Below are 12,057 nucleotides of genomic sequence, written 5' to 3'. Positions count from 1 at the left end.
GTTTATTTCCTGTACTTGGCGGCGGCATGGCGTTTGGCCGTCTGGATGCACTCGCGGCGCGGGATGATCACCGAGACGCCCCGGTAGGCGATCTCCTCGCGGATGACGCGTTTCATCTCCTCGCGGTTTTTGGGCAGGGGCACCACCACGCGGATGTGGGCCGGGTCGACGCCGATGCCGGCGCAGATCTGTTCGAGGCGTCCCGTGCCGGCCGAATCCTGTCCGCCGGTCATGCCGGTGGTCAGGTTGTCGGAGATCACAACGGTGATGTTCGCCCCTTCGTTGACGGCGTCCAGCAGTCCCGTCATGCCCGAGTGGGTGAAGGTCGAGTCGCCGATGACAGCCACCGAGGGGTGTTGTCCTGCGTAGGCGGCGCCCATGGCCATCGTGATCGAGGCGCCCATGTCGACGCACGTGTCGATGGCGTGGAACGGGGCAAGCCAGCCCAGCGTGTAGCAGCCGATATCGCTGAATACCTTTCCGTTGGGGAATTCGCGCACCACTTCGGTCAGGGCGGTGTACATGTCGCGGTGTCCGCATCCCTGGCACAGGGCGGGCGGACGCGGCACGACGATCTCACTGGCGGCGTGTGCCCGATGCGGAGCCAGCCCCAGGGCGGCCCGCACGCTGTCGGGGGTCAGCTCGCCCGTACGCGGAAGTTCGCCCGTCAGCCGGCCGCAGATCTTCAGCGGTGCGGGCAGTACGCCCCGCACGGCCTGCTCGATGAAGGGCTGTCCCTCCTCGATGACGAGCAGTTCGCCGCACTCCTCGGCCAGCCGCCGCACGAGCGCCTTCGGCAGCGGATACTGCGAAATCTTCAGCACGGGATAGGGACATCCGTCGGGGTAGTTCTCCATCAGGTAGTTGTAGGCGATGCCGCTGGCGATGATGCCCATCCGCTTGTCCGTGCCCTCCGTGTAGCGGTTGAAGCGGCTCGCGGCGGCCTCCTGCTCCAGACGTTCGTTGTCGGCGATGAGCTCCTTGCAGCGCACGCGCGAGTTGCCGGGCATGAGCACCCACTGGCGCGCCTTTTCGGGATAGCTCAATGCATTTTCGGGCTGCGGCTCTCCCACCTCGACGACGGCCCGCGAGTGGGCCATGCGGGTGGTCATGCGCATCAGTACCGGAATCTGGTACTTTTCCGAGAGGTCGAAGGCCGTGCGGATCATGTCGTAGGCCTCCTGCTGGGTCGAGGGTTCGAACGTGGGGATGAGGGCGAACTGCCCGTAGAAGCGCGAGTCCTGTTCGTTCTGCGAGGAGTGCATCGAGGGGTCGTCGGCCACCACGACAACCAGACCGCCGTGGGCGCCGGTCATGCCCGAGTTGACGAAGGCGTCGGCGGCGACGTTCAGTCCGACGTGTTTCATGCAGACCATGGCCCGTTTGCCGACGAACGACATGCCGAGGGCCTCCTCCATGGCCGTCTTTTCGTTGGATGACCACGTGCGGTGGACGTTGCGTTCGGCGGCCAGCGGGTGGCCCTGGATATACTCCGTGATTTCGGTCGACGGCGTGCCCGGATAGGCGAAGACGCCCGACAGTCCCGCATGGAGGGCCCCCAGTGCGAGGGCTTCGTCTCCCAGTAAGAGTTCTCGTTTTGGCATAGTTCGCGGTTGGTTGGTTTTCGGTTTTTACAAAGTTACAAATTTTCAGCAGAATGACAATATTCCGCGTCGATTTATTAAATAGGTGTGCCGTTTTATGAAAAATAACCTGAAGTGTCAACTTTTTTATTTAAATGTGTAAAACGGCTGTCGGCATTTGTCCGGAGCCCGGTCTTTTGTCCGTGTCTCAGGGGCTTGCGCTTCGCAGGAATTTCCCGCGTCAACGGGGCGATGGAGCGACCTGTTCCCTCATCGGACAATATTGGAAGATTTCTTCCAACCTTTCCGATAATCGGATTTCAGGTGTGTTGATTCCCTGCTTTTTTATGCTTCAGAAAAAAATGGTTCCGGAGGGCAAAAAAATTCGTTTTAATCTTGGTCAGTTAACCTTTTTTTCTATATCTTTGTGCGTGGTTCGAAATTGGTGTACCAGTTTGGTGATCCAGTTTGGTCAACCAAACGGGTGATTTCGGGACTTTGTAAGTGCCATATAATCAATAAACTAACCTATACTTAAAACTGCATTATGGCTAAAAATTACTTGCTGAAGTCGCTGATGCTGCTGGCTCTACTGGTCAGCTCGGCAACTGTCCATGCGCAGAAAATCACGGTCCGCGGTGTGGTCAGTGATGAGAACGGCCCTCTGATCGGTGTCTCGGTGGTGGTCAAGGACCCCCCCCCGGCAACCGGAACCGCAACCGGTATTGACGGTTCCTATTCGCTCTCCGTTCCCGGAGAGGAGACGCTGCTCGAATTCTCGTATGTCGGTTATAAGACGGTGGAGATCAAGGTCGGCAAACAGACCACGATCAATGTGAAGATGGAGCCCGAGACTGAGGCCCTCGATGCGATCGTTGTCGTGGGCTACGGTGTGCAGAAGAAGTCCCACCTGACGGGTTCGATCGCCAAGATCGAAGGCAGCGTGCTGGCCGACCGCCCCGTTTCGGACGTTACGACGGCGCTTCAGGGTCAGATCCCCGGTCTGACGATCAACAATACCACCTCCGAGGTGGGTGTCATGCCTTCGATCCGCGTGCGCGGTACGGGTTCGATCTCGGCCGACAGTTCGCCGCTGGTGATCATCGACGGCTATCCCGTTCCCGACGGTCTGCAGACGCTCAACCCCTCGGATATCCAGTCCATTGAAATATTGAAGGATGCCGCCTCGGCCGCCATCTACGGTTCGCGTGCCGCCAACGGTGTGATCATGATCACCACCAAGAGCGGCTCGTCCGAGAAGCCCCGCTATTCGGTCAAACTCTATCAGGGCGTCAAGTGGGCCTACCGGCTCCACGACCTGCTGACCGCCACGGAGTATCTCCAGTGGCAGGAGAGGGAGGCCGCGTGGGGAGGTCCGGCCGTCAAGACGCAGGACAAGGTGGCTGCCTGGATCGAGCAGAATATCGGTTCGACCGACTGGCAGCGCGAGGGTCTGCGCGATGTGGCCAGCGTTACCAATGCCCAGTTCTCCGTCCAGGGCGGCAAACGCGACATCCGCTACTATTCGTCGGCGGCCTGGACCCGCGATCAGGGTATCATGTTGCAGAACGAGGTGCAGAAGGTGACCTTCCGTACGAAGGTGGATGCCAACCTGTCGAAGGCCGTTACCTTCGGCGTGAACGTCTCGGCCAACTACCAGAAGGCCTCGCGCCCGCGCAACAACTTCATCGACTTCTACCGTACACCGTCGTTCCTGCCCGTCTACCACAACGCCTGGACCACGGCCCTGACCGGTTATACGGGATTTGCCCGCGGCAGCCACTTCAACAATCTCTATGCGCCGATCGGCGATCCGGACGAGTATGGCAACCCGACCTACAATACGACGGCCGTGTCGCCCTTCAACTCGGCCAACAACAACCCCCGCAGCGTGATGGCCAACACCACGCGCTGGAACGAGAACTTCCAGGGCATGGCCAACGTCTATCTGACGGTGGATATCTGCAAGGGCCTTCAGTTCAAGACCTCGAACGGCGTGAACGTGCGCTACCGCCCCTCGTACAGCTACGCCAACAAGAATGCCACGAAGGACGGTACGGCCAGTGAAGCCACCTTCACCAGCTCGCTCTATGTCGACATGCTGACGGAGAACACGCTCAATTACAACCGCACCTTCGGCCGTCACGACCTGGATATTCTGGCCGGTTATACGGCCGAGTCGACCCGCGTGCAGAACGTGGCCCTGAGCGGTACGGGCTTCCCGACGGACAACATCCAGACGCTCAACGCCGCCACGATCTTCGAACTGGCCTCCGAGAACAACGGCAATGGCAGCGGTACGGGAACCTTCCGTTACCCGAACGAGGTGCTCGAATCCTATCTGGGACGTATTTCGTACAGCTACGACGGCCGTTATCTGCTGTCGGCCTCGCTGCGACTCGACCGCTCGTCGCTCTTCTCGTCGGGCAACCGCAATGCCTGGTTCCCCTCGGTGTCGGTGGGCTGGCGCATCTCCGAGGAGCAGTTCATGAAGGAGCAGCGCGTCTTCTCGAACCTCAAGCTCCGGGCCTCGTACGGCGTGACGGGTAACAACAACATCGACTATGTAGCCGCCCTCGAGGTGCTCAATTCGGCCAATTATCCCACGGGCTCGGGCAACGGATCCCTGACCCCCGGAGCCGCCAACACCTCGGAGACGCTGGCCAACTCGAACATTACGTGGGAGCAGACCGACGAGTGGAACTTCGGTCTGGATGCGGGCTTCGTCGACAACAAGATCGCCCTGACCTTCGACGGTTACTATTCGGTGACCCGTGCACTGCTCTTCGAACAGCCCACGCAGTCGTTCACCGGTTTCCAATACTACTGGAACAACATCGGCAAGGTGCGCAACGCCGGCGTCGAGATCCAGCTCGACACGCGTCAGATCAACCACAAGAACTTCGAGTGGTCGACGACCGTCAACTTCTCGCTCACGCGCAACAAGCTGCTCGAGATCGGCGGCGAGGCGCAGGTCATCACCCAGGGCGAACGCTCCGAAAGCTACATCGCCCGTGTCGGCGACCCGCTGATCCAGTACTACGGCTTCAAGAGCATCGGCGTATGGAACTCGCAGGAGGAGATCGAGGCCAATCCGCACTTTGCGGGTGACGTGCCGGGCGGTCTGCGGCTGTGGGATGCCGACGGAAACGGCGAACTGAACGACAATGACCGCGTGGTGCTGGGTGATCCCTATCCCGATTTCACGTGGGGCATGACCAACAACTTCCGCATCGGCAATTTCGACGTGTCGTTCCTGCTGCAGGGCGTGCAGGGCGTGACGGTCTTCAACGGCGACATCTTCTACAACGAGTCGCACAAGTACAACCGCGCCTACATGGAGAACCGCTGGGTGAGCGATACGCACCGCGGCGACGGCAAGACCCCCTACGCCAAGAACGGTTACGACATCATGCTCACGGACCTCGGTCTGCAGGATGCCTCGTACCTCTGTCTGCGCGACCTGACGGTCGGCTATACGCTGCCGAAGAAGTCGGCCCGCAAGCTGGGTTTGAACGGCCTGCGCTTCTACGTGACGGGTTCGAACCTTTTCTATCTGTGGAGCGACGACTACAAGGGCATCAACCCCGAGTCGCGCATGACCTCGGGCAACTACGCCAGCCCGCTGATCGACGGCTACCAGCGAGGGGGCTTCCCGCTGACGTCGACTTTCACGTTCGGCATCGACCTTAACTTCTAACACCCGGAACGAAGATGAAAACTACGCTCAAATATATCGGTTCGATGATCCTGACGCTCGCTCTGGGCGCCTGCAACCTGGATCAGTACCCCTATTCCGAAATTGCGGCCGACGAGTACGTGAAGGATGCCTCGGCGGTCAACGACCTGGTGATCGGCACCTACAACGGCCTGCACAACGTCATGTATTACGAGTGGGCGCTCACGGAGCTGCGTTCGGACAACACGCGTATGCGTGTGAGCGGCTCCTCGTCGCAGGATACCAAGCTCATCGAGCAGCTCGACCAGGGGACTATCACCACGGCCCACACCTGGGTCGAGAACTACTGGAATGCCGCCTATGCGGCCATCGACCGCGCCAACAAGGTCATTTCGTACCTCGACGTGGTGGAGGATCCCACGCAGCGCGCCCAGTACGAGGGCGAGGCCAAGTTCCTGCGTGCACACCTCTATTTCAATCTGGTGCGGCTGTGGGGCCCGGTGTTCCTCGTGACGAAGAAGACCGGTGCCGACGAGGCCCGCTACATGCAGCGTTCGCCCGTGGAGGACATCTACGCGCTGATCGAGGGTGACCTGAATGCCATTATCGATGGCAACATGCTCCCCGAAACGTCGGCTTCGGGCGATGAGGGTCGTGCCACGATGCCCGCCGCCAAGGGGCTGCTGGCCAAGGTCTACATGACGCGCTACGAGGTGGGCTCGGAGCAGTACATGAAGGCGGGCGATCTGCTGCGCTCGGTGCTGGCTTCGGCCGGAAATCCGCAGAGCGGCGCCGATCTGGTCCCCTACGACCGGATCTTCGCTACGGACAACGAGATGAACAAGGAGATCATCTTCGCCGTGCGTTACCTCTCGGGCAACGTCGGCCTGGGAAGTCCCTTCGGCACGCTCTTCGGCCCGATGAACAACGGCAACAACGTGATCATGGGTTCGCCCAAGCACTACAACTATCCGTCGGACGATCTGTTGTCGGCCTTCAACAACAACGGTACGGCCGAGAATCCCGACAAGCGCAAGGCGGTAACTCTGAAGGAGAGCTACTACAACGCCACGACCGGTCTGACGGTCGAGGCCCGCTGGTGTGACAAGTTCCTCTCGCCGATCACCACGGAGTATGACGGTGAGAAGGACTGGCCGATTCTGCGCGTGGGCGACGTGGCGCTGCTGCTGGCCGAGTGGATCAACGAGACGTCGGGTCCGACGGACGAGGCAATGCGTTATCTGAACATGATCCGCGAGCGCGCCGGCGTGGCCACCTATACGACGACAGACCTCTCGTCGAAGTACCTCTTCCGTGAGGCCGTGCGCAAGGAGCGCCGCCTGGAGCTGGCCTGTGAGAACCAGCGCTGGTTCGACCTGATGCGCTGGGGCACGGCCGTCACGACGGTCAACAACTTTTTCGCCTCGGAGCTCTTCTACTCGGAGTACGACTATACGGTCAGCCCGATTTCGGAGTGGCAGGTGCTGCTTCCGATCCCCATCTCGGTGATCAACATCAACCCCGAAGTGGCTCAGAATCCCGGATACTAACCGATAACAGCAAAAACCTATGAAACGAATCTTGAATCGAATATGTGCTTTTGCAACGGCCGTCGGGATGCTGCTGGCGACGGGTTGCGACAAGACCTACGTGGACGATGTGACGCTCTATGCGCCGCTGATCGAGAGCTTCTCGCCGGCATCGGCTCCCGTGGGTGCGGAGATCATCATCACGGGTCAGCACCTGAGCGGTGTGACAAAGGCCTACATCGGTGACCAGGAGATGGTCATCAAGGAGAAGGTGTCGGATACGCGTCTGTCGATCGTGGCCGGAGCCAACGGCCGCGACGGGCGGATCATCCTCGAGAATACTCAGGGCAAGGGTGAATCGGAGAGCGAATTCACCTATTCGTATGCCGTTCCGTCGTTGAAGCCGGCCCTGCTGCAGAAGTCGGTGGTCATGGGCGAGCAGCTGCTCCTGACGGGTACGGATCTCTCGGCCGTCGAGGCGGTGATCTTCACGGCCGAGGGGCAGGAGAACGGCCACGAGGGCGATATCCAGGAGCAGAGCACCACGGAGATCGTGGCCCGCGTTCCCTATGTCGAGAACGGCAACGTACGCATCACGCTGCGTTACTTCGACGGCACCTCGTCGGTGACCACGCCGCTCGACGAGGCCCCCTCGATCGAGGTGGTGCGCGTGGTTCCGGTCTTCGACCAGCCGGTGACGCTCGAGCGTACGGCCGTCGGCAAGTCCGTGACGCTGACGGGCGAGAACCTCGACAAGGTCGACCGCATTCTGGTCGGCGAGTTCGAGGCCTTGATATCGAAACAGCCCACGTCGCTGACCTTCACGGTTCCGGCCGGTGATTTCCAGGACGGCGATACCGAGACGACCGTTGTGGCCGAATACTTCGACGGCAACGAAACGATTACGCTCAGCGAAGCCTTCGTGGTTTATGTTCCCTATGTGAAGTTCTGGGAGAACATCACTACGGTATGCCAGGGCCGCAGCGCAGAGAGCACCTTTACGTCGTTCTTCTCACCCGAAAACGGCCGTATCTATGCCAACGAAAAGTGGAAGAGCGAATTGGATCCCATTGCCATGAAATATAACGGCAGTCAGTGGAGCGGTACGGGTAATCAGCCTACGCCGGGTTCGGTGAGCGATGAGGATTACTATTCGGTGGTTCCCTATTTCTTCTTCTCGGCCGTCAGCGGCAATGTCCTGCAGCTCAACTCCCCGGCCAATTCGAACAGCCAGTTGAAGAATTTCTTCATCAACGCCACCAATCCCGAGGGGACCTCAAGCAACGACAACCGTGTGCCGGGCTCGAATGCCTCGATTCCCGGAACTCCGATCATCGGCTTCCGTTACCTGAATGCCGCTGATCCCAACGAAAAGGCCTTGATCGACAAGGTCCTTGCCGGCCAGATTGAGAACATCGACGAGAAGACCTTCCCGCTTAATACGACGGATAATACGTGTGCCGGCATTGGCCTCACGTCGGTAACGGGCGGTATCAAGTCGAGTTCTTGGTGCGACTACCAGACCGCCGATCTCCAGGATACGGAGAACTACAAGGTCGATGCCGTCTTCCTGGTCTTCTACTACGCCAACAGCGGTTATTCGAAGGATACGCCTGCTTCCAACGTGAAACGAATCGGACTGCTGCATGTTCGGACGATCAATTTCCGGATTTATCAGGCCTCGACGCCCAACTACGGCAACAGTACGGTGACCTTCGACTGCTACTGGCAGAAGTACGATTACGACTACTCGAAACTGGCAAACCAACAATAACCTAAAACCCATTCGACGATGAAACGAATCACGAAATATCTGACCCTTCTTCTGGCGGGATCGCTGGCGGCGCTGACCGCCTGCGGCCCCGAGCAGAGTGAGGTCGATGCGCAGCATACGCCTTCGATCAATTCGACGACCCTGTCGCCGATGACCGACGAAAGCGGCAGCGTCCGTGCCTATATCGGTACGGAGGTTTCGGCCGGGGGATTCAACCTCGACCTGGTGTCGCACGTCACGGTGGACGGGGTAGAGGCCGAGATTACCGAGCAGACGATCAAGACGTTGAAATTCAAGGTTCCGGCGCTGGATCTTGCCCAGCAGGACGCCCCCTACCAGGTGTGGATCGACGTCTACGGAGCCGACGGTGAGAGCGTCATTTTCCACTATCCGTATTATGTGACCGTACCGGTGACCGACGCCCTGATCACGGCATACGCGCCGGCCGAGGGTACGGTCGGCACGGAGGTGACCCTCACGGGCCGCAACCTCGAGCAGATCACCCGCGTACACTTCGGTGAAGTGACGGTCGAGGCGGCCGACTTTGCGTCGGTATCGGCCGAGGAGATCAAGGTGGCCGTTCCGGCCGGGGAGTATGCCGCCGGCGACAGCCAGATGGCCATCACGGCCGAGTGGGGCACGGCGACGATCGACGTGACGGGCGAGACGCTCTTCACATTGCACACGCCGAAGTTCGATGCCGCTTCGCAGGGGGAGGGCGAGCAGAACGTCCTTGGTGACGAGGTGACCTTCACGGGTCAGAACCTCGATCTGGTGAGCAGCATGAAGTGGGGCGAGTACGATCTGATCGTGATGACGGCCGAGGCCGGCACCATCACGGTGAAATTCCCCACGTCGATCGCTGCGGCCGATCCGGTTGTGGCCGAGGCGACGCTGACGGCCCAGTGGGGTACTCCGGCTCAGACGACCACGGTCGCTTCGGCCTGGCGTCTGGATACGACGCCCGTAGGTCCGGCCAAACCCGAACTGATTTCGATGACGGCCCAGGACGGTGGTGAGGAGAATAAGTTCTATCTGGGCAAGACGGTGACGGTCAAGGGTGAGAACCTGGCCTCGATCGAGGGCTTCACGGTTGACGGTGTCAAGGCCGAACTGGTCGGCACGCCGACGGATGTCGAGGCGCAGTTCATCGTTCCGGACGGCGTGACGTTCACCGAAGCTAAGGAGGTTTCCGTGAAGGCGCTTTACAACGGCAGCAACGAAGTGGACTTCGGCACGGCCATGGTATACCCGTTCTACTATTACAAAGGCATCCGGTTGGGAATCGGCTCCAATTCATCAAGCACCTATACCGAATATGCTGCAGATAATGCCTTCTTCTATCCGGATCTGGGACGAGTAGTTTCGACCTATGACTGGTATGATGAGGCGCTCGACCCGTATGCAAAGAGCGGAAACAATACGGCAATCTCGGGTGCTAATAAGTTGGATCAAGGCGCAATCTCAGCCGATGAGTATTATGCGGTGAAGCCTTATATTTTCTTCAAAAGCGATTCTTCGGATAAATTGGCTCTGTCGGGATGTGCCAACTCTTCCTCGCAGATTAAGACGCACTGCCGTTTTATTTTCGACGAAGATAAGGGAAAGGTTGTAGCTACACCCTTGCCTGCTGCCTATGGAACTCCGATTGTGATGTATCGTGTCGTTACCTCGAATCCTGATCCGATTCTCAATGGTACGCTGACCTCGATGGATTATGACGGTACAATGCCCAGTTCGGGTGCTCCCTCCTTGAGTACGGCAGAAGCTGGTAGTAACTGGGTAAAGGGCAGCGTTTTGGTTATGAGTTATGTGACGTATGCCAAAGGTGCTGCGCCGGAAGCTATTACGGACTTTGCTAAGATTGGCTACATCATTATCCGTGATGTTACTTGCGCTGATCTTGCAACAGGCAAGGCCAATGCCGATCGTGCCGGTTATATCGAGTTCGATATGTACTGGTCGAAAACGTTGAACGAATAACCGAAAAGGTTTTAGTGGGTTAATTGGGGGAACGAACCCGGAAACCGTCCACCGATTACACGGGCGGTTTCCGGGGCCGTTCGAAACTCCGAAACACAACCATGATGCGCAAATTCATCTTCATGATCCTGCTGGCCGCGCAGACGCTCGGCTGTTCGGGCGGCGAGGTCCCCGAAGCGCTTCCGTCCGGCTCCGGAGATGCCGGACAGGGCTCCGGCTCCGAAGGGGGGCAAGGCTCCGGAACGATCCTCTATGTCTCCTCGGCCGAGGAGCTTAAGGCGCTGGGAACTGTGGCGGCCGGGACGGTTGTCGTGTGGAGAAACGGCCTTTACGGCGATCAGGTTGCCGAGCTCAAAAGTGCCGGAACGACGGAGAACCCCGTCGTGCTGCGGGCCGAAAAGCCCGGTGCGGTCTGCTTTACGGGGGCTTCGCGCATCTCGGTGTCGGGAACCTGGGCCGAGGTGAACGGTTTCTGGTGGCGGAATCCCGAACCGGTGAAAGGCAAGGCCGTCATCACGCTGGCCAAGGGCTCCTCGCACTGCACCGTGCGGGACTGCGCCGTGACGGGCGACAGCACGAAGGAGGATGCCGAAACCGATACCAAGTGGGTCTCGCTCTACGGTACGGACCACCGCGTCGAGGGGTGCACGTTCCGCGACAAGCGCAACATCGGGACGCTGCTGGTCGTGTGGCTCGAAACGGGCGTCACGCCCCGCCATACGATTGCCGGGAACCGTTTCGAGCGCCCCGTGACGCTCTGCGACGACAACGGCAAGGCGATCAACGGCCAGGAGACGATCCGCATCGGCACGAGCGACTATTCGATGCAGGAGGCCGCCTGCACGGTCGAGGACAACTACTTCTACCATTGCCACGGCGAACAGGCCGAGATCGTGTCGAACAAGTCGTGCGGCAACGTGTACCGCCGCAACCTCTTCGTCGAGTGTCAGGGTACGCTGACCATGCGCCACGGCAACAACTGCACGGTGACGGGCAACTACTTCGTCGGAAACGGCATGTCGGGTACGGGCGGTATCCGTCTGATCGGCGAGGGGCACACTGTCGAGCACAACTACCTCGAGGGGTTGGCCGGTACGGGCTACCGGTCGGCCATCTGTCTGGTGCGCGGGCAGGAGAATCCGGCTTTGAGCGGCTACTGGCAGGTCAAGAATGCCAAGGTGCGCTACAACATGGTCTACGACTGCAAGTACGGACTGAATGTCAACTATGCGAGCAGTTCGAGCAATCAGGTGGTGCCCGTTGTCTCGACGGTGATCGAGGGCAACACCGTTTCGGCGACCTCGTCGGGCTACGCCGTGGATTGCGCCACGGAGCCCGCGGCCCCCGAGATCGAATGGAACGATAACAAACTCTACGGTCGGCAGCGCGGTGTTTCGCTGCCCTCGCTGACCTCGGCTCCGGCCAAACCCAACGTACAGCCCGCCATGAATGCCATCCGTGAGGCGGCCGGGTGCTCGTGGAAAACCGAATAACGGTAAGAAAGAAGAT

General features: G+C 59.6%; 6 protein-coding genes. 5 read left to right on the top strand and 1 reads right to left on the bottom strand.

Going from position 1 to position 12,057, the window contains the following annotated elements:
- Positions 1 to 2: 2 nt before the first annotated feature.
- Entirely contained in the window at positions 3 to 1,604 is a 1,602-nt protein-coding gene (locus tag B5G09_RS02115; protein WP_087403817.1) for a thiamine pyrophosphate-dependent enzyme, read from the bottom strand.
- Positions 1,605 to 2,130: 526 nt separating this feature from the next.
- Between B5G09_RS02115 and B5G09_RS02110 the strand changes: the two genes are divergently transcribed.
- From B5G09_RS02110 to B5G09_RS02090, 5 genes are all read left to right on the top strand, one after another.
- Entirely contained in the window at positions 2,131 to 5,283 is a 3,153-nt protein-coding gene (locus tag B5G09_RS02110; RefSeq protein ID WP_087403816.1) for a TonB-dependent receptor, read from the top strand.
- A 14-nt stretch (positions 5,284 to 5,297) separates the two neighbouring features.
- The gene (locus B5G09_RS02105; RefSeq protein WP_087403815.1) at positions 5,298 to 6,812 is read left to right on the top strand and encodes a RagB/SusD family nutrient uptake outer membrane protein; all 1,515 of its coding nucleotides are present in this window, start codon (positions 5,298 to 5,300) and stop codon (positions 6,810 to 6,812) included.
- Between the two features lie 19 nt (positions 6,813 to 6,831).
- Positions 6,832 to 8,565, top strand: coding sequence for an IPT/TIG domain-containing protein (locus tag B5G09_RS02100; RefSeq protein WP_087403814.1), 1,734 nt, complete (start codon positions 6,832 to 6,834; stop codon positions 8,563 to 8,565).
- A gap of 18 nt (positions 8,566 to 8,583) precedes the next feature.
- Entirely contained in the window at positions 8,584 to 10,548 is a 1,965-nt protein-coding gene (locus tag B5G09_RS02095) for an IPT/TIG domain-containing protein (RefSeq protein WP_087403813.1), read from the top strand.
- Positions 10,549 to 10,649: 101 nt separating this feature from the next.
- On the top strand, positions 10,650 to 12,041 hold the full coding sequence (locus tag B5G09_RS02090) for a polysaccharide lyase 6 family protein (protein WP_143256454.1): 1,392 nt from the start codon (positions 10,650 to 10,652) through the stop codon (positions 12,039 to 12,041).
- Positions 12,042 to 12,057: the final 16 nt, after the last annotated feature.

Origin of the sequence: Alistipes sp. An54 (assembly GCF_002159375.1) — a bacterium.
In the GTDB taxonomy this organism is placed as follows: domain Bacteria; phylum Bacteroidota; class Bacteroidia; order Bacteroidales; family Rikenellaceae; genus Alistipes; species Alistipes megaguti.
Note: the sequence above shows the minus strand (reverse complement) of the source record. Positions and strands in the feature narration are given on the sequence as shown.

Bases quoted from the DNA above. Each gene is read 5' to 3' on its own strand.
- B5G09_RS02105 (WP_087403815.1), top strand. From the start codon at position 5,298: ATGAAAACTACGCTCAAATATATCGGTTCGATGATCCTGACGCTCGCT.
- B5G09_RS02100 (WP_087403814.1), top strand. From the start codon at position 6,832: ATGAAACGAATCTTGAATCGAATATGTGCTTTTGCAACGGCCGTCGGG.
- B5G09_RS02095 (WP_087403813.1), top strand. From the start codon at position 8,584: ATGAAACGAATCACGAAATATCTGACCCTTCTTCTGGCGGGATCGCTG.
- B5G09_RS02110 (WP_087403816.1), top strand. From the start codon at position 2,131: ATGGCTAAAAATTACTTGCTGAAGTCGCTGATGCTGCTGGCTCTACTG.
- B5G09_RS02115 (WP_087403817.1), bottom strand. From the start codon at position 1,604: ATGCCAAAACGAGAACTCTTACTGGGAGACGAAGCCCTCGCACTGGGG.
- B5G09_RS02090 (WP_143256454.1), top strand. From the start codon at position 10,650: ATGATGCGCAAATTCATCTTCATGATCCTGCTGGCCGCGCAGACGCTC.